This is a genomic window from Runella sp. SP2, from assembly GCF_003711225.1.
Lineage (GTDB): Bacteria > Bacteroidota > Bacteroidia > Cytophagales > Spirosomataceae > Runella.
In genome coordinates, this window is record NZ_CP031030.1 from 3,392,649 (window position 1) to 3,413,938 (window position 21,290).

General features: G+C 47.7%; 5 protein-coding genes. 2 read left to right on the plus strand and 3 right to left on the minus strand.

Annotated features, from left to right (window positions below):
* Nucleotides 1–294: 294 nt before the first annotated feature.
* Both DTQ70_RS14070 and DTQ70_RS14075 read left to right on the plus strand, forming a co-directional pair.
* Nucleotides 295–1,887, plus strand: coding sequence for an ATP-binding protein (locus tag DTQ70_RS14070; protein ID WP_122931396.1), 1,593 nt, complete (start codon nt 295–297; stop codon nt 1,885–1,887).
* 30 nt (nt 1,888–1,917) lie between these two features.
* On the plus strand, nt 1,918–2,532 hold the full coding sequence (locus DTQ70_RS14075; RefSeq protein WP_122934403.1) for a response regulator transcription factor: 615 nt from the start codon (nt 1,918–1,920) through the stop codon (nt 2,530–2,532).
* A 121-nt stretch (nt 2,533–2,653) separates the two neighbouring features.
* On the opposite strand, the gene DTQ70_RS14080 is transcribed toward DTQ70_RS14075, so the two are convergent.
* The 3 genes from DTQ70_RS14080 to DTQ70_RS14090 all read right to left on the minus strand — a co-directional run bounded on the left by DTQ70_RS14080 (nt 2,654) and on the right by DTQ70_RS14090 (nt 21,233).
* Nucleotides 2,654–9,526, minus strand: a complete 6,873-nt coding sequence (locus DTQ70_RS14080) for a T9SS type A sorting domain-containing protein (protein ID WP_164490029.1) — start codon at nt 9,524–9,526, stop codon at nt 2,654–2,656.
* Between the two features lie 178 nt (nt 9,527–9,704).
* On the minus strand, nt 9,705–11,375 hold the full coding sequence (locus DTQ70_RS14085) for a hypothetical protein (protein WP_122931398.1): 1,671 nt from the start codon (nt 11,373–11,375) through the stop codon (nt 9,705–9,707).
* 120 nt (nt 11,376–11,495) lie between these two features.
* Nucleotides 11,496–21,233 (minus strand): choice-of-anchor D domain-containing protein, encoded by a 9,738-nt coding sequence (locus DTQ70_RS14090; RefSeq protein ID WP_164490030.1) that lies wholly within the window; start codon nt 21,231–21,233, stop codon nt 11,496–11,498.
* Between the last annotated feature and the right edge of the window lie 57 nt (nt 21,234–21,290).

Below are 21,290 nucleotides of genomic sequence, written 5' to 3' on the forward strand. Positions count from 1 at the left end.
CTTTTATGACTTTTTAAGGGAAATATATGCCAATAAGAACGATTTTGTCACCTCACCCTAAATCCCTCTCCTTTCTGGAGAGGGACTTGCAAAGTCACTCCATAAAAAAAGCACTTTTCTGAAAGAAAGAGACTTGCAAAGTCACCCAAAGCAAAAAAGCCCCTCTCCAGAAAGGAGAGGGGTTGGGGGTGAGGTAGGCTGAAGTTATAACAAAGTAGGGTAATTGTATGTACAGCACAAAGGTCTGTCAAAAAAAAACAAAAAGATATAAGGGTTAACCCTTATTTTTAGGTTATGAAAATCGGCTACTTTTATTTGTTTTGGATGGTCAGTTTGTGTCGCGTTTGGGGGCAAGAAACCCCAAGTCCGCTGCCTAAACCGTCGATAAATAAGCTAGGACTTGAAGTATATGTGCTCAACAACGCCTTCCGCTACGATTCGTCGATTGTCCTGCTCCGCCGCATGATTGATGCCCCAACGACCTCCAACGAAGACCGTTTTTACGCTTTTTTGTACCTTTCGCACACCTACAAACGGCTTTTTGACTACACCACCACTTTGGAGCAGCTAGACTCCGCCTTGTTTTATGGCCGCAAAACCGCCCACCGCGCCTATTTTGAAGCCAACATTTCCTGCCAAAAAGCGTATGTCTTATTTGATACCCACCGCTACGAGGAGGCCGACCAGCGAATGCAGCAGCTTGCCCGCACCAACTACCAGTATTTGGACGAAGAGCAGCGCGCAAAAATCAACATGCAGGAAGCGTATTTGCTGTATTTGAAAAAACGCTACCCCAATGCCGAACGGCGCTACTACGAAGCCCTAACGCACCTCCAACGCAGCAGCACCTGCGACGTGCCGATGATTTATACCAAGCTCATTCAACTCTACGAAAAAATGGGCGACGAAGCAGGGATGCGCAAAGCCGCCGCCCAATCCATCAAAGCCGCCGACTCCTGCAAAATTACCAAATACGGGCTTTATACCTACGAAGAGCTGTACCGATCCTATGAGCGCCTAGGGAATATTTCAGCGGCTTTCAACGCCCTCAAAATCTATGATTCGCTCAATACCGTTTATAAGCAAGAAGAGCATTTGTCGGCCCTCAAAGACCGTGAATTAAAATACCAACAAGAAAAAAATAAAATCAACGAAAAACTCTACCAGTCAAGTTTAAAGAATGAACAACAAAAGAACCTCATACTCATTGGTATTTTAGTGACACTTTCGGGTTTTGTGGCGTATTTCATTTTATGGCAACGAAAAAAACAATTGCAGACCGAGAAAGAAAGAAATTTACATTATACCAAACAACTGTTAGAAAAAACCGAAGAAGACCGAAAGCGAATTGCGGGAGATTTGCACGACAGCATCAACTACGAACTGTTGTCGCTCAAAAAAAATGATAAACAAGACCCCGAGGTGATCAATACGAAGATTGACCAAATCATCAACGACGTTCGGGTCATTAGTCGAAACTTGCACCCCGTGATGTTTGACAAAATTGGGCTAGAGCCCAACATCGAACAATTGATAGAGCGGTTTCAGGCACAACACAACCTGATGGTTAGCACCGAGTTTGACTACCAAGGCACGCTGAGTCCGCAAGCTGAATTACAGCTCTACCGCATCATCCAAGAGGCATTGACCAACATCATCAAATATGCCAAAGCATACGCGGCCAAAATCACCTTGACCGAATCTGCCGAAAAAATACACCTACAAATCCGCGACAACGGCGTAGGTTTTGACGTTGCCAAAACCCTGTCGAGCACCGATGCTTTCGGACTTCACAACATCATAGAACGCAGCCGAATTATTGGAGGATCTACCCACATACAGTCATCATCAGAAGGCTCAGTGATTGACGTAGAAATAGCTAAGTAAATGACAAACAACGTTTTAAAGAAAAACCCAATGAGTGTCTTAATTGCCGACGACCACCCCCTTACCCTTTACGGCACCCAGGCGTTTGTGACGTCGCTGGGGTACAAGGTTGTGCACATCTGTACCGATGGACTAGAAGCGTTTGAGTGGATTGTCAGGCACCAACCAAAAATAGCGATTTTGGACATTAGTATGCCCCAAATGGATGGTTTAGAAGTATTAGAAAAATTACATCAGCGGGGCGTTTCTACGCAAGTCATTTTGTTTACGATGCACAAAGAGGCCACGGTTTACAAACGTGCCAAAAACTTAGGTTTATCAGGTTATTTACTCAAAGAGGGTTCAGAAGATGAATTAAAATTGTGTTTGGAAACCGTTGCGCAAGGTGGAAAATACATGAGTAAATTGATTCTAAAAGAAGTAAACAAACACCAAACGAGCGAAAGTGAAGAGTTGACTTTTGCCGAAAAGAAAGTACTGGAACTCATCGCACAACAAAAAACCTCCAAGCAAATCGGTGATTTACTATTTATCTCGGAAAAAACGGTAGAAAAGCACCGTTCAAACATCATTCAAAAGTTAAATTTACCCAAAGAAAAAAACATACTTCTCCACTGGGCAATGAAGCATTTTACTGACAAGTGAAGTTTTTAAGAGGCAAGTTTTCAAGTTAGCAAGAGGCAAGGGGCAAGTTAGCAAGGGAAAAGTTTGCCAATTTGCCCCTTGCATTATTTTGCATCTTGCCCCTTGCCTCACTTGCCCCTTACTACGGTGCTTTCACCACTTTCAAAGTTGCTTGTTGTGTTTCTGTCGTCACCTTCAAGAAGTAAATTGCCGTCGGTAACTCACTCACCCCAAACTCCTCTTGATGCGTGTTGGTCTCTGGTACAAACTGACGACGCAACACTTCCCGACCCGAAGCATCCGTCAACGACGTTTGCACCACTTGCCCTTTGCTATTTTGCACTTTCAAGCGGAGGATGTTGCTGACGGGGTTGGGCAGAACGGTGGCGAAGGTGCCGTTATCAGTTATCTGTTTTCCGTTATCCGACCCTTGCTCTTTGCCATTTGACTCTTGCCCTTCGCCTCTTGCCATTTGCCCACTTGCCACTTGCTCCGCTGATCTCGCCGCTCCTACGCCTACTCCATTTCGTGACTGGATTCTGAACCAATATTCTTGGTAAGCCAAAACGTTGCCTTGAGGCTTGCGGGTCGAGGGATAAATGCTGCCCCACCCCTTTTGATCCCAATAACGAATGCCTAATTTGTACAAACCTTTGGGTAACCCTGCATCATATACGTTACTACCCACACCGTTGTCTTGATAAAAGCCGTAAGCAGGGTGGTTTTGTCCGTACAGCTCCGTCCATCCGTCGCGGTTGGCATACATGAAATACGGCGCGTTGTTTTCGTGCGTGTTGAATGAACGAATCACGCCAGTCTCAGGCGTCGCCAACATATCGAATGTCAACGAGCCGTCATTGCTTAATCCACACGCCTCTACGTTGACTGTCCAGTAACGAGGTGCTGTTTTGTTGACGTTTTCTGCAAAATACAAGGTCGGATTTACCTGCGTGCTTTGTTCCAATTCAGGGCCGCCGTCACGCGTGATGAATTGGCTTGTCCATGCCGAACGGTCGTTGGTTTTTATCGCTGATTTGCTCTCGCCAATGTTTATCAACGTCACTACGAACGCGTTCCAGTAAACATCTTTGCGAACACTTTCCGCACTTTGGCAACCACCCGAAAAAACACACTTCGCCCAGTAACTCTGCTTCGTCACGTTGCTGAACGACACTTCAAAACTTGAAGTAGTTACACCCGTGTTCCAAAACGTTTGACTGCCTGCGGGGCAATTGGCTGAGATTGTGACGGTTGTGCCTGTGCAAACTATGTCTTGACTCACCGTAATTGCAGGAGCTACCCCAACAGGTATTACGGTGTAAGTCACTACATTGCTCTTTTCACTTAAACAACCACCGCCCGCTTGGCAACGAGCGTAGTACGATGTCGTTTCCGTCGGTGTTTGGTTCGGCAAGCTTGGTAAAGCCACGTTCGTAACGGCATTGTACCAAATCGTTGTCAAAGCTCCGCAATTTGTTATCCCACTAAACGCCACGGGACTGCCGCAACCGCTCGTCACGTTCAAACTCGCCACGGGGGCCACCAACGAACTGCTCACGATTCGCAAACGCATCACCCCCGATTCGGTCTCTACACAGGAAACTGTTCCGTCCGACTTGCGGCAACGTACGCGGTAATTGTGGTACTGACCATCCACCAACTGTACTGGAAGCGTGCTGCTGTACTCGGCTCCATCCACCGAATAAAGCAGGATTTCTCCCGCACCACAGGTCGCATTAAAAGTTATCCCATTGCCTTCAATATTACATACTTCTTTGGTTTCCCCCACATTTACAGTCACCCCGTCAACAACTAGCGACACATTTTGTGGCGTGGATGCGCGGTAGTTAATCGTCAATTCAATCGGATTCGTGTACGTCACGGGACAACTCGCATCACAGGCCGCTTGGTAGCGGTAGGGTTGGTTATTGGACGATTGGGATACTGGGGCATTAGGTGACCAGTCGCTCCATGCGCCACTTCCAACTTGTACCCGCCAAACGGGATTTCCCACCACACACGAACCCGAAACATTAAACTGTAAACCATTAACAGGATTCGCATCCGTGTCGCAGAAAGTTTGGCTGTTGCCTTCGTTTAACGTTTGTTGTAAGGTTGTCAATGTAATTGTGGGTTTGCCTTGTACTCTGACTTCCACGCTACCGCTTTGTTCTTGACTACAACTTGTCGTGGAACTTTCGGAGACACTTATCAAACTGTACACAAACGTCCCCGCCGTCCCCGTCGGCGCTGCTACCGTCACGCTGTTGCCACCCGTAGTTGTCACCGTTTGGGGTGCTCCGTCGTTGATTTTGTAGGTAAACGTGTAGGGTGCCGCTGCATTTGCTCCCGTGAACGTTATCATAGGTGAAGCACTGTTTCTACACACCGTCGTCGTGCCCGAAATTGTAGCCGTAGGCAAAGGGTTTACCTTTACCGTTGCGCTACCGCTTTGTTCTTGACTACAACTTGTCGTGGAACTTTCCGAGACACTTACCAAACTGTAAACAAACGTCCCCGCCGTCACCGTCGGCACTGCCACTGTCACGCTATTGCCACCCGTAGTTGTCACCGTTTGGGGTGCTCCATCGTTGATTTTGTAGGTGAACGTGTAGGGTGCAGTCGCATTCGACCCCGTAAAGGTGATGTTGGGTGATGGACTGTTTCTACACACCGTCGTTGTTCCCGAAATCGTAGCCGTGGGCAGAGGATTCACCGTCACCATTGCGCTGCCCGTTTGCGTTTGGCTACACGCCGTCGTTGAACTTTCTAAGACACTTATTAAACTATACTCAAACGTCCCCGCCGTTCCCGTCGGCGCTGCCACTGTCACACTGTTGCCACTCGTGGTTGTCACCGTTTGGGGTGCTCCGTCGTTGATTTTGTAGGTAAACGTATAGGGTGCCGTTGCGTTCGACCCCGTAAAGGTGATGCTAGGCGATGGACTGTTTCTACACACCGTCGTCGTGCCCGAAATTGTAGCCGTAGGCAAAGGGTTTACCGTTACCGTTGCGCTACCGCTTTGTTCTTGACTACAACTTGTCGTGGAACTTTCCGAGACACTTATCAAACTGTACACAAACGTCCCCGCTGTTCCCGTCGGCGCTGCCACTGTCGCGCTGTTGCCACTAGTGGTTGTCACCGTTTGGGCTGGGCCGTCGTTGATTTTGTAGGTAAACGTATAGGGTGCCGTTGCGTTCGACCCCGTAAAGGTTATGCTAGGCGATGGACTGTTTCTACAAACCGTCGTCGTGCCCGAAATCGTAGCCGTGGGCAGAGGATTCACCGTCACCGTTGCGCTACCCGTTTGCGTTTGGCTACAAGCCGTCGTTGAACTTTCTAAGACACTTATTAAACTATACACAAACGTGCCCGCCGTCCCCGTCGGCGCTGCCACTGTCACACTGTTGCCACTCGTGGTTGTCACCGTTTGCGGCGCTCCATCGTTGATTTTGTAGGTAAACGTGTAGGGTGCTGTTGCATTTGCTCCCGTGAAAGTAATGGTAGGCGATGGAGTGTTTCTACACACCGTCGTTGTCCCCGAAATCGAAGCCGTCGGTAATAAATTCACCGTAATCAATACAGAACTTGAAGTAGCCTCCGAGCACACCCCGCTTTTGACCACGGCCCTGAAATAAGTATCGGCAGTGAGGTTGCCGATAATCGCGCTCGTTAGAGTGACTGATGTAGAGGAAATAGGGGTGGGACTACTGAAAGAATGGTTAACAGATTTTTCCCATCGAACTACATTGCCCACCTGCCCGCTCAAGGTCAAATCGACGGGAGAGGTATTGGTACAAATGGTTTGCGGGGCACTGACCACCCCTCCCACGCTGACGGGGTCAATCGACAGGGACGTAGACGAGGAAACGGCAGTTTCACAGCCGCTAGATGCCGTAATCTTGGAGAGTTGCAAAGTACCGCTGACGGGTGAGGCTATGACGGCTGAGGCACTGCCACTGCTGACGGTGATGGGAGCCGTTTGGGTACTGCCGCCGTTGATGGTATAGATGACTTGGGCATTGCCGCTCAAAGGCGTGCGGTTTTCGTACCAAGCAATCTTGTTATCATTGACTGACGCCGACAAAACGTCCATGTCCCCGTCCCCATCTAAGTCCGCCGCATATACCGATCGGGCACTACTCGCCGAGGTGCTGATGGAGGTCTGAGTCGTAAAAGTGCCGCCGCCGTCGTTTTTATACCACGCAATTTTATCATCATTGGAAGAAGCCGACAGCACGTCTATATCCCCATCCCCGTCCAAGTCCGCCGCATACACCGATTCAGCCACGTCAGCGGAGGTAGTGATAGAGGGCTGAGCCGTGAAAGTACCGCTGCCGTTGTTTTGATACCACGCAATCTTGTCATCATCCAAAGAAGCCGACAGAACGTCCATGTCTCCGTCCCCGTCCAAGTCTGCCGCATACACCGAAACAGCCCTATTGACGGTACTGATTACCTGCTGTGCTCCGAACCCACCACTGCCGTCGTTTTTATACCACGCGATTTTGTCATCAACTACAGAGGCTGACAGCACATCCAAATCTCCGTCCCCGTCCAAGTCTGCCGCATACACCTTAGCAGCCCCATTGACGGTACTGATTACCTGCTGTGCTCCGAACCCACCACTGCTGTCGTTTTTATACCACGCAATCTTGTCATCATCCAAAGAAGCCGACAGAACGTCCATGTCTCCGTCGCCGTCCAAGTCTGCCGCATACACCGAAACAGCTCCATTGGCCGAGGTACTGATTACCTGCTGTGCTCCGAACCCACCACTGCCGTCGTTTTTATACCACGCAATTTTGTCATCATTGGAAGAAGCCGATAACACATCCAAATCTCCGTCCCCGTCCAAGTCTGCCGCATATACCGAAGCAGCTCCATTGGCCGAGGTACTGATTACCTGCTGTGCTCCGAACCCACCACTGCCGTCGTTTTTATACCACGCAATCTTGTCATCACCCAAAGAAGCCGACAGAACGTCCATGTCTCCGTCGCCGTCCAAGTCTGCCGCATACACCGAAATAGCCGCGTTGGCAACAGTGCTGATAGATGGTTTAGATTGAAAACTCTGAGTTTGGACAAAACCGCTGAGGGGCAGGGTCGCATTTGAGCCCGCACACACGGGAGCGATAGTTCCCAACGTCAGGTCTTTCAGATCGGGGCGTGGCAGGTGGCGGAGTTGGGTGGTTTTACCCGTACTCGTGGCGCAAGGGCCGCCGTTACTTATTTTGAGTAAGGTCAGCAGCCCCGCTTTAGGGGCCGTCAAGGTAAGGGAGGCACTGCCCGCACTCACGGGAACGGTCACTGTTTGGGGAATGCCACCACCGATGGTGTAGGTCACCGTGGCATTGTTGCTGCCTAAGGGTGTACGGTTTTCGAACCATACGATTCGGTCGCCATGATAGGCCGCCACTGGCACATCCATGTCGCCGTCGCCATCCAAGTCTGCCGCATACACCGAGTAGGCAAAGCCCGTCGTATTGCTGATCACAGTTTGCGAACCGAATCCGCCGCTGCCGTTGTTTTCATACCACGCAACCTTGTTGTCTAGCCCGGACGCCGAGAGCACGTCCAAATCCCCATCACCGTCCAAATCTGCCGCATGAACCGATGCGGTTCCACCTGCTGAGGTACTGATGATGTTCTGTGCTCCGAATCCGCCGCTGCCGTTATTTTCATACCACGCCACCTTGTTGTCATTTTGAGAGGCTGAGAGCACATCCATATCGCCGTCGCCGTCCAAATCTGCCGCAGTCACAAAGGCAGCCCCGTCGGTTTCGGTACTGATTGTGTTCTGCGGCCCAAACCCACCGCTGCCGTTGTTTTGGTACCACGCGATTTTATCGTCATTAGAAGAAGCCGACAGCACATCCATATCGCCGTCACCATCCAAATCTGCGGCATATACCGACTGAGCTCTTGAACCCGCAGTACTGATTACTGTTTGCGGACCGAATGCTCCGCTGCCGTTATTTTCATACCACGCGATTTTGCTGTCATTGATGGAAGCTGATAACACATCCATGTCCCCGTCGCCATCCAAATCAGCTGCATACACTGAATTGGCATCGTTTGCTGAGTTACTGATCACGTTTTGCGGACCAAATCCGCTGCTGCCGTTGTTTTGGTACCAAGCGATCTTATCGTCATAGATAGAAGCCGACAGTACGTCTAAGTCTCCATCTCCGTCCAAATCTGCCGCATGTATGGAAGTGGGAAAGTCTGCCGAAGTACTGATAATGATTTGCGGCCCGAATCCTCCGCTGCCGTCGTTTTTGTACCACGCGATCTTGTCATCGGTGACAGAAGCCGATAACACGTCCATGTCCCCGTCGCCGTCCAAGTCTGCCGAATACACTGAAAGGGCACCATTGGTCAAGGTGCTGATGGGTGGTTTGGGTTGAAAACTACGGGTTTGCTCAAATCCACTAAGCGATAAACTCGCATTTGAGCCCGCACACACGGGAGCGATAGGGGATAAAGTCAGGCCTTTCAAATCGGGGCGGGGACTAACTGTAACCGTTCCCGTGGCATCGGTAAAACCGCTGCTGCGCGTCCCCCCATCTGCCCCCGTTACTTTCAGCAAGGTATAGGTTTTGGTGGTGGTGGTTTTGCTTATAGCGTTAAAAGGAGTGCCACTCGTCACCCCCGTTTGGGTGCGGATGGCATTGCCGTCGGTATAACGTACCGTAAATGGTCCCGTCCCCGCCGTGGCGGTAAAAGTAAGGGTAGCCTGTGCGCCGGGGCAGATGGCGTTGCCGCTCAGGCTGCCCTGCGGCGTCACTTGGGCCAAAAGCCCAAAAGAACAAATACAAAGAAGCAGGGTAAAGAGAAGTAATTTTGAGTTCATAAAGCGTTGGGTTTGCATCTTGTGTTGGAGGTCGTAGAGTTGTTTTTCAAAGTTTTTCAATTGTTTTTGGTAACCATACCAACACCCCGCCACCAACACTCCAAAAAGAAGTACCAGCAGTAGTAGCACAAACTTGGGTTGGCGATATAGTTTCGGCATTGACATAGTTAAAGCTACCCAATGCGCCCCCTAAACGCCAAATTTTAAGCGTTGCAAAAACGTTGCAATTTACAACTCGCTTATCATCAACTCATTACAAACCAAAAACACTCTTACTTAGGAAAAAAGCAAAAGAAGTCGTCTTCTGAGGAGACATTACGAAGCAATAAAAACGGGTCTATTCACCCATCATTTCCAGCCATTTTTCTAGGCTTTCTTCTTCGGGAAGCTGTACTTTTTTACGTAAACGCGACCAAATAGAGCGCACACTCACGGGGGAGACTCCCAACATGGTAGCCATTTCTTTGGTGGACAATTGCAATTTTGCCAAAGCAATAAAACGAATCTCGGCGGGCGTAAGCGTAGGAAATTTCTCCTTCACCCGACGCAAATACCCCCCGTGGACTTTCTCAAAAAGCGCACGAAAATCCTCCCATTGCTCGTCGGTCAAAATGGTCGCTCCTTGTAGTTGCTCAATGAATTCATTTTTTTCCAAAACGCGCTGCGTAAAATGTTGCAGTTGCTGCTTGGCCATTTCAAGCTCTTTTTCTTTTATTTGCAGTTGCTGCACCGAAATCAATTGATTTTGTAAGTGTTTTTTCCGCTGGTTTTGATAAACGTAAACCGCCAATCCAAAGCCAACCAACAGCAGCAACAATACGCCATTTCGCTCTTTTTCTTTTAAAGCACGTTGGGTTTCAATGCTAGTCATTTCCGCACGATGCTGGCGTAGCTGATTGGCTTGCACGGCTCGCAAAATCTTACGGGCACTAAATTGTCGTTGCAAACTATCCTTCACCCAGTCTGCCGAATCAGAATACATCATGGCCAATTGCGGCTGACCCGTTTGGACGTATAATTTCAGTAACCACGGATAAACTACATTATAAAGCTCAAATTCTCGCTGACTACTGGCATATTTTTTAGCTTCCAACAACAGTCGTTGGGCTTCCTTGTCTTTGCCTTTTAAGAGCGCAATCGCCCCCAGTGCTGTCTGTACCTTTACCACCATTTGCCATTCTTCTTTTAATTTAACCATCGAAAGTGACCGACGAAGAAGCGCCTCGGCTTGTTCATAGTTTTTTCTGGCAAAAGCATTCAAACCGAGTTCACCGTAACTAACTCCCAACCATGACGTATCTCGCTGACTAATAGAAACTTGCAATGACATTTTAAAATAGTAATCCGAAGAATCTAATAAGTTTTGTTTTCTAAAGCAAACCCCCAACAAGTCATAATTTCGGCACAAATGCGCCGTTTCTCCCGCCTCTAACTCACTTTGGATGGAAGCTTTGGCCAACTCAATGGTTTTAGGATAATCGTCAAAATAGTAATAGGCAGAGGCTAACTCTTTGAGGCAGTTGGTTTTATCTGGAAAGGTGCGTTTGCTTACGTTTTTGACCAGTTCGTACATGCGCAAAAAATGTTCAAAAGCCAATTCGTAATTTTTTATCCGATGAAAATACATCACCCCAAAATGTTTTTCGACCGAAGCTTCTTGCAATAAACGTTTTTGTTGGGCAATCTTCAACGTACGGTTTAGAACGCTGAGCGCTAATTGGTCAGAATACTTTGTTCGATACAGAAAAAAACTCAACTCTCCCATGTACGTATCCATTTCTAAGCCTTCGTCTTTGTGGGCTATCGCTGTTTGGCGAATTCCCAAAAGTTCTTTAAAAAATAACGCCGAATCGTATTGGACATTGACGGTTTTTTCGGCCCAAAAATTACCCCACTCTTTAGCTCTTCCTCGGTAGTCTTTGTGTAAAAAGCGCTCATATTGCGCATTTACCGACAAAATACCCAGTAAAAAAAGCAAGCTAACGTTAATTAGGGTTTTGAGTTTCATTTTTATATCCTTGCATAGACCTACAAAGATATACCATATTCTTTTTAGGTGCTTTTTATTTACAAAAAAGGGAATCCAAACTTAATTGGATTCCCTTATCATGGCTTGTTTAGGCAAAAGCTATTCTACCTTCACCACTTTTAGCGTTGCTTGTTGGTCAGCCGTCGTCACCTTCAAGAAATACATGCCAGTAGGCAATTCCCTCACCCCAAACTCCTCCTGGTGGGTGTTCGTCTCTGGCACAAATTGGCGACGTAAAACTTCCCGACCCGAAGCATCAGTTAACGCAGCTTGCACTGTTTGCCCTTTGCTATCTTGCACTTTCAAGCGAAGGATGTTGGTGACAGGGTTAGGGAGAACGGTGGCAAAGACGCCGTTATCAGTTAGCTGTTTTCCGTTATCCGACCCTTGCTCTTTGCCATTTACCACTTCGCTCTCCGCTGTTCTTGCTGCACCCACACCTACCCCATCTCGCGATTGAATGCGGAACCAATATTCTTGGTAAGCCAGCACGTTGCCTTGGGGCTTGCGGGTTGAAGGATAAATACTGCCCCAGCCCTTTTGGTCCCAATAACGAATGCTCAATTTGTACAAACCTTTGGGTAACCCTGTGTCATATACGTTACCGCCCACACCGTTGTCTTGGTAAAAACCGTAGGCAGGGTGGTTTTGGGCATAAAGCTCCGTCCAGCCCTCGCGGTTGGCGTACATGAAGTATGGTGCATTGTTTTCGTGCGTGTTAAATGAACGTATCACGCCCATTTCTGGCGTCGCCAACATATCGAAGGTAAGCGAACCATCGGTGCTTAATCCGCAAGCTTCCACGTTCACTGTCCAGTAGCGAGGTGCTAGTTTATTCGCATTTTCAACATAATAGAGCGTCGGGTTCACTTGCGTACTCTGCTCCAATTCGGGGCCACCGTCACGGGTGATGAACTGGCTTGTCCACAACGACTTATCATTCGCAGGCTTCACTGCCGATTTTGATTCGCCGATGTTTATCAACGTCACCACAAAAGCATTCCAATATACATCCTTCTTCATGCTTTCAGCACTTTGGCAACCACCCTCAAAAACACATTTCGCCCAGTACGTTTGCTTGGTTACGTTGCTAAATGCCACTTCAAAACTTGGCGCAGTGACGCCCGTGTTCCAGAACGTTTGGCTTCCTGCGGGGCAATTGGCCGAAACCGTGACCGTTGTACCTGTGCAAACGATCTCTTGCGAAGCCGTAATCACGGGCGCAACTTGCGTTGGCGTTAACGTAAACGTTACGACATTACTTTTCTCACTCACGCAACCATTTTCCGTCTGGCAACGAGCATAGTATGAAGTCGTTTGGCTGGGAACGGTGGCGGGAAGGCTTGGCAAAGCCACATTCGTGGTGGCATTGTACCAAATCGTCCGCAAGCTTCCGCAGGTTGACTGACCGCTGAAACTGGCTGTCGCATCACAACTCGCTGTTGATGAAAGTGATACCGTCGGAGCTGTTGGAATCGTTACCAATTTTAAGCGCATTACCCCTGATTCAGATTCCACACAAGAAGGCGTTCCGTCTGATTTGCGACAGCGTACGCGGTAGTTGTGGAATTGATTGTCCACCAAACCTACGGGAACTCCTGCACTGTACTCGCCACCGTCAACTGAGTAAAGAATCACTTCGCCAGCAGCACAGTTCGCATTAAATGTGAGCGTAGTAGTCACTAAGCTACAGACTTCTTTGGTTTCACCTACGGCAACCGTTACACCATCCACTAATAAAGAAACATTTTGCGGAACGGATGCGCGGTTATTAATCGTCAATTCTATCACGCCCGAATAGGTCGAAGCGCAATTGGCATCACAAGCCGCTTGATAGCGGTGGGGTTGGTTATTGGACGGCTGGGAAACTGGGGCTGTCGCCGACCAATCGCTCCATGCACCACTACCAACTTGAACTCGCCAAACGGGTGACCCCGAAACACACGAACTCGAAACCCCAAACTGTAAACCGTTAACTGGATTCGCATCCGTGTCGCACAAAACTTGAGAATTGCCTTCGTTTAGCGTTTGTTGAAGCGTAGTCAACGAAATCGTTGGCGGGCCTACCACTGCTACACTTCCTGTAACATTTGGCGATACACAGCCCCCCGCGTTGCTCACCGTCAGGGTGTAAGTAATCGAACTACCCGTTGCTGGGCCACTCAAATTAACCACAATTGGCGTTGATGTGAGCAAACCATTAGCTACTGAAGTTATACCTGTTCCCGTAATCGAATAGCTTGTCGGGTTGCCTGTCGTAGCCGTGTAAGGGATTGTGAAGGAAGTCGCTCCTGCACAAATAGGTGAGCTTGCTGCCGTTGTGATGCTTACATTGCTAGGTGGCGCAATAATATCCACATCCCCACTTACCCCAGAAGTACAGCCTGCGGCATTGGTTACGGTGAAGGTGTAGGTTCCTGAGGACAATCCTGATACTGTCGTCGTTGCGCCTGTGCCTGTGCTAGTGACAGCACCAGGGTTACGTGTCAGCGTCCATGTCCCACTCGATGGTAAACCATTTAACACCACACTACCTGTTGGCAAAGTACAAGTCGGCTGAGTAATTGTGCCAATTGTTGGTGGAGCGAGGTTTTGCGTGAACGTCACATCCACATCGTCCGTTGAGGCAGTGCATTGTCCATTGCTAATTGTCCAGCGCAACACATAACTATTGCCCGCAACACCCGTGAAAGTTGAGGTAGCACTATTGGCATTTCCAAACGTTCCGCCCGTACCACTTACCACGCTCCAAACACCCGTCCCGACCGTTGGTGCATTAGCTGCCAAAGTCACCTGCGTTGTACCGCAGGCTGGAGTTTGGTCAGGACCCGCGTTGGATACCGTGGGAGTCTGCGTAAACGTCACATTCACATCGTCCGTTGAGGCACTGCACTGGCCATTGCTAATTGTCCAGCGCAATACATAACTATTGCCCGCAACACCCGTGAAAGTTGAGGTAGCACTATTGGCATTTCCAAACGTTCCGCCCGTGCCACTTACCACGCTCCAAACACCCGTCCCGACCGTCGGTGCATTACCCGCTAACGTCACCTGCGTTGTACCGCAGGCTGGAGTTTGGTCAGGACCGGCGTTGGATACCGTGGGAGTCTGCGTGAACGTCACATCCACATCGTCCGTTGAGGCACTGCATTGGCCATTGCTTATCGTCCAGCGCAATACATAACTATTGCCCGCAACACCCGTGAAAGTTGAGGTAGCACTATTGGCATTTCCAAACGTTCCGCCCGTGCCACTTACCACGCTCCAAACACCCGTCCCGACCGTCGGTGCATTACCCGCTAACGTCACCTGCGTTGTACCGCAGGCTGGAGTTTGGTCAGGACCCGCGTTGGATACCGTGGGAGTCTGCGTAAACGTCACATCCACATCATCCGTTGAGGCACTGCACTGGCCATTGCTAATTGTCCAGCGCAATACATAACTATTGCCCGCAACACCCGTGAAAGTTGAGGTAGCACTATTGGCATTTCCAAACGTTCCGCCCGTGCCACTTACCACGCTCCAAACACCCGTTCCGACCGTCGGTGTATTACCCGCTAACGTCACCTGCGTTGTACCGCAGGCTGGAGTTTGGTCAGGCCCCGCGTTGGATACCGTGGGACATACTTGCCCTACTGTAATCACTACGTCGTTATTTCCCGTCCCTCCCGTGTAACTAATGGTCGCACTGAGATTACTTCCTCGGAAATTAGGCATAGTAGCCCCTTCGGCTAAGCCGTTGAAAGTACCCGTGATGGCATCTGTACCGTCGTTGTTGACAATAGTAAAAATTTCACCACCTATGGGCATATACGTACCTGCCAAAAGTAAATCTACCCCCGTCAAATTGATTGCGCCTTCCACATTGAGTTGAGAGTAGGTACTGCCCGTGCCATTGCCAAGGGTAGTGCCGTTGATGGTGATTTCTAAATCACTGTTAAACGACAGCGTACTCGCAATGACATCCGTACCATTGAAGGTAGGTTTCACGGCTTTGGGTGAAGTACCTGGATCGAGTAAGAGCGTACCGCCGTTGGTATTCATACTTCCTCCACTGATGATGACATCGCCGCCACTGATGAGTTGGACGTTGGTACTGGCTGGTCTGGTGATGGGTTGCGAAACAGTGATATTACCACTCATGACATCGCCGATGATGAGCGTACCCGTAGTCATGTAGTCTAACTCAAAATCATTAAGATTCAGACTGCTTCCTGCGGTAGTTGGGTCTGTAATTTCACCCAAATTGATGGCAGTGTTGCTGGTACGAGGTTGGATGGTAATAGTACCGCTGGCAGTAGTGGAAATTGTTTTATTGCTAACTTCATCTTCACCTGCATAGAAACTATTGGTGTTGAATCGGATATTTCCACCATTGCTGGCAGTGCTGATGGTTGCACCTGGTTGCAGGTTTATACCGTAATTAAATGTACCATTACCCTCAATACCTGTAATGGTAATATTTCCTCCCTGGGTATTTATAACTCCGTTGTTACCTACATTCACTCCCACATTGCTTTCACCATTTGAAGCCCCCCCCGAACCGTTTAAAATTACATTACCCGAACCGCCTGCATTAACTTTACCACTATTATGTACATATATTCCAATATTAACGCCTTGTTCATCTGAACCACCTCCTAATCCCGTAATGGTAATATTACCGTTGTTAGTAGCAACAGTCGAATTAGTTCCACTTATCTCCACACCCATATTTCCAGAATTAATAGCGGTCAAAGAACCCTGACCTTCTATTAATAAGTTTCCTTGTCCGCCTGCTGTAATAGTACCAGAAATAATATCTAATCCTTTATTATTTCCTTCCGTACCTTTTCCGTTTGCGATAAGGTGGATATTTCCATTTGATGTGGAAACCGCACCTCCTGTCATGTATATACCCCAATTATTTGAGCCAGCAGATGACCCACCATTCCCAGTAAGGGATATTGTTCCTGTACCACCTGCATTTACTAAACCACCCGTAGCAATAGTCATACCTGTGTGAGTTCCGCCTGTACTTCCAGGTGTGGCATTACCATTGGCTAAGATGGTAATATTTCCACCAGTGGTACTCAATTCACCCGACAATACCACGCCATCGTTGCCACCTCCCGATGTGGAGCCTCCTGTTCCTGTTATAGATAAATTGCCACTGCCACCTGCCATAATTTTAGTAGTGGTTGCTAAGACAATACCATCATTTGAAGTACTTGAGCCACTTGTTTGTCCCCCACCGTTTCCAGTAACTGATACATGACCATTATTGGAAAAAATTTGAGCATTTGTACCTCTAACAGAAACACCAAAGTTACTATCACCTGTGCTATTCTGCCCGCCAGTACCAATAACCGTAACTGTTCCTGTGCCTCCTGCTGAGATTTGACTTCCATCAAATACAAGAATTCCGTCATTCTCTGCTGCAGTAGCTCTACCACCACCCTGACCCGTAACACTCACATTACCTCCTGATGATGTAATTTTACTGTTAGCTCTTGTGACAACTACTCCACGGTTGAAAGAACCACTTGAAGCACCACCTGTACCAATAATGGTGGTTGTTCCTGTTGCTCCTCCCTGAATTAAGCCCCCTGTGGAAACCACAACTCCGCTTTGGCTCGAATTAGTGAGATTACCTCCTTTCCCCTTTAGCAAAAGATTTCCTGTACCGTTTACAAGTATGGTTCCTGTTACATTCACTCCTGAAAAACTAGCTGCGGTGGGTGTAGTCTGTTGGTTTGATTCGATAGTTAAATTACCATCAGATGTTTGTACGGATGCACCTGCGACAACAAAAACATCTCTACTTACTTTCAGAGTAGCAGTTCCTGTCCCTGAAAGAATAACATTTCCTGAATTAAAAGAAACTCGGTCAATACCTGGGTTGGCATCATCATTTTGCATATCCAAATCAAGACTGGCATTGCTGGCGAAGTTTATACTACCCTCAAAAGCCACTTCGTCATCGCCCGTGCCGCCGTTGATAGTCAATGAAGGTAATTGGGTTGTAAATGCCCCGACGTAGATGATGTCGTTGCCATTGGCGGTGTTGACCGTGATGCTTGCTAAATTACTCAAAGGTACATCCGCAGGGAAGTTGGTGGCAAGACCGTTATTCAAACTAAACGTCTTTCCTGTTACATCGAAACGGATATTGCTACTATTTTGGCTGATTTCCAGTGTTTCACCTGTGCCTGTTACGTCGGTGATGACAAGGTTATTGCCCGTCGTACTGATGGTGTAATCCGCCGTAATCCCTGTCCCTTGTACATCAAAACGATATTGGCTTTCACCTAAATCATTGTTAGCAATGCGGATGGTGGCGGTTCTTGTCCCTATTGCAGCTGGGTTAAAATTAACCACAAAGGTCACTGATTGTCCTGGGCTTACGGTAGCAGGTAAGGTGATGCCACTGATAGAAAAATCGTTGGCATGGGTTCCAAATATCGTAATGGCGCCAGTATTAATATACAAATCGCCTCCCGTGCCACCCGTGTTTTGGATGGTGAAAGTATGACTCACAACTCCCGAATTTACATCGACCGAACCAAAATCGGTATCATCTAGCGTAGAAGGAGTTGTATCCCCTGAAAGAATGTCTTGTCCAAGTCCAGTTACATTAATTTCTGGCGAAACCCCCACGGCCGTCACGTCAAAGGTATAAGGAGATGCGTCAGGATCATTGCTCTGAATACTGATTGTCGCAGTTCTCCGTCCATTGCCACTGGCATCTATAATTACGGGAAAAGTAGCAGAACTGCCAGGAGCGATGGTAAGGGGTAAAAGTACCGTTCCGATACCAAAATCACCCGCGCCCGATTTCGTAATGCCATTTGCTGGAATGACCAAATCAACAGTTCCCGTATTCTCAATTGTAAACGTACGTACGACTGGATCTGTTGAATAAATGTCAACGTTACCAAAATCAGTACCATCTTCGGTTCTAGGTGAGGTATCGCCATTATCAATAGTTAATCCATTGCCTTTAATATTGATATTAGGCGCAGCAGGCGCTTCCACCGTAATCACTACGTCATTATTGTCAGTTCCTCCCGTGTAACTAATCGTCGCATTGAGGCTGCTTCCTCGGAAATTAGGAATCATTGCTCCCTGTGCTAGACCACTGAACGTACCTACGATAGCATCGGTACCGTCGTTGTTGACAATGGTAAAAGTATTTCCAGCAACGGGAACGTAACTACCCGAAAGTACTAAGTTCAACCCTCTTAAATCAATCGCTCCCTGTATATTCAACTGGTCATATTCTGTATTGACCGTTGTGCCGCCGATGGCGATATTAAGGTTATTGCCAGAAGTAAACGAAATGGTATTACCGCTCAAGTCCACGGTTGTGGACTTAGGATTAATCCCCCCAGCTGCATTAATAGCAATATTACCTGTACCTGCTCCAAATGACTGATTCAGGTTTAGAGCTTGACTAGTAGTGAAATAAACATTACCAGCAGCGTGGGTAATAGCTTCATTCACATTGATAGTGCCCGTGTTGGCATCGCCAAAATGAATAGCCCCTCCTATGATATTGTCAAATTCAAAATCAGAGATGGTTATTGGCCCTCCAACCACGTCATTGGTAGCAACAAAATTAACTCCTACTCCATTGGTTAACGGCAAAAAAGTAACTTTGTTAGACGGATGACACCTTATTAACGCTTGATCATCCGTCGTTGAAGCAACGCTATTAGCAATCACCGTTATATCCCCACCGTTTGTGACTGTATTGATTTCACCATTTAATCCGCTTAAGTCTGTATTTCCAACTAAAACCCCAAAAGAGGTGCTACTCCCCCCTTCTTTTCCTGTAATACTTATGTTACCTCCATTGCTCGTAATTAAATGAGCTACGTAAACTCCAAAGTTAGATGTCCCCGTGCCAATACCACCTTCGCCATAAATCGTTAACGTACCCATCCCCCCAGGTGCAACTGAATTAACTACTATAACTCCAATACAAGCACGAGAGTTACCCGACCCTCCTCCGTATCCGTTAAAAGTTATATTTCCTCCAGCAGTAGTTACCAAAGCTCTCATATCAATCCCAACTGACCCTTCCTCCGTATAATTTAAGCTTCCTCGCCCTGTTATTGTAATATTGCCTTGACCGCCTGCTGAAATTGTACCGCCAGCATATACCCCGTTATACCCTAAACCACGCCCAAAACTGTTGACTCCAGTACCGTCGCCAGTGCCATTTATAACAATGTTTCCACCAGTCGAACTCATTTCACTTGATGTACCTGAAAGTACCCCGTAACTTCCGAACCCACTGGTAGGACCTCCAATACCTTCTAAAGTTACGGTGTTGGTTCCACCTAAAATTTTCCCACCGCTCATCAAATAAATGCCTTCGGTATCATTCCCTGTATTGCCCCCTTTCCCTTTTACTGTGAGTAAACCGCTGCCAGTCACCCGAAACATCGCATTTAGGCCATTCAGTCGTACTCCTGCAAAATTTCCGCTGGTAGGTGTACCTTGCTGGTTGGCTTCTACAAGGAGATTACCGTTGGCAGTCGTTAGCCCTCCACCTGCGTTTACAAAAACATTCTGGCTTACTTTTATGGTAGCATTACCCGTTCCAGTTAAGGTCACATTAGCATTTGCGGCAATGTTCACCACATCCCTACCAGGGGAACCGTCATCATTTTGTAGATCTAAATCCAGGTTTGCATTTGCCGCAAAAGTGATGTTACCATTCATATTAACAATGTCATCGCCAACACCCGCATTAATCGTCAGACTGGGCAATGGTGTTGTAAAAGCACCGACATTGATGATGTCATTGCCCGCAGCGGTATTTACGACAATACCCGTTTTATTAGAAAGGGATATATTAGCAGGCGTTGTAAATGGCGTAACGGGGCCACCGTCAATGCTGTATGTTCGCCCTGAGACAAAAAACCTCACATTTGAACTGCTCTCGCTTACCTCCATGGTTTCTCCATTGCCATTGACATCGGCAATAGTAATGGTATTATTAGCGGTAGAAATCGTATAGTCAGCCGATGGAGATGGGGCCGTGCCTACTCCTTCAATCGCAAACGTATAAGGATTTTCGTCTTCATCATCATTGGCAATGGTCAGGAGTGCAGTTCGTACCCCGTTTCCCGAAGGATTAAATGTTATTTGAAACGTTGTGGATTCAAAACGTGCTATGGGTGACGACGGCGCCGCAGTCAACGTAAAATCGGACGCATGGGTACCTGTAATCGCTACTTTTGTTGGCGTACCTGTAAGATTAAGGGGCGCAAGGTCATTGTTGTCAATGGTAAAAATCCGAACTATCGAGCCTCCAGTTACAAATTCTGCCCCAAAATGGGTATGATTATTGGTAATAGGCGTTGAGCTACCATTAGCAATTGAATACCCGTTTCCTACAACATCAATCTCGGGCTCTATTCCAGTCCCAAAAAGATTAATCCTAAATGGGCTTTCGTCCGGGTCATTGCTGGTGATCGTAACTGTTGCATTTCTTCTATCAGCAACGGAAGGATTAAAAGTAATTCGCAGGGTAGTGGTAGCATTAGGGGCAAGCGTTGTACTTGGTGAATTGGTCACTGTAAAATCACTCGCCGCTGTTCCAGTGATGTTAATCGATGAAATGGTAAGTGTACCAGTCCCCCTGTTTTCGATCGTCAACTCGGTAGTGGACGTAACATTATTCAAAGGAATTAAGCCAAAAGACGTTCCATAAGTAGTACTTGCACTAGCATTATTGGGAACATTAGTAGAAAAGTATTTGACATTAATATCGGGGTTTTGGGCTAATGAACTCAAACTGGCTATGATACTAACCCAAAATGTAAGTGTAAATAAGTTTTTCATGGGTAGAAAATTTTTAAATGAGTTTAACATGAATCGGTAGTAGAAAAAGGAGGTAGA

Bases quoted from the DNA above. Each gene is read 5' to 3' on its own strand.
- DTQ70_RS14085 (WP_122931398.1), bottom strand. From the start codon at position 11,375: ATGAAACTCAAAACCCTAATTAACGTTAGCTTGCTTTTTTTACTGGGT.
- DTQ70_RS14080 (WP_164490029.1), bottom strand. From the start codon at position 9,526: ATGCCGAAACTATATCGCCAACCCAAGTTTGTGCTACTACTGCTGGTA.
- DTQ70_RS14090 (WP_164490030.1), bottom strand. From the start codon at position 21,233: ATGAAAAACTTATTTACACTTACATTTTGGGTTAGTATCATAGCCAGT.
- DTQ70_RS14070 (WP_122931396.1), top strand. From the start codon at position 295: ATGAAAATCGGCTACTTTTATTTGTTTTGGATGGTCAGTTTGTGTCGC.
- DTQ70_RS14075 (WP_122934403.1), top strand. From the start codon at position 1,918: ATGAGTGTCTTAATTGCCGACGACCACCCCCTTACCCTTTACGGCACC.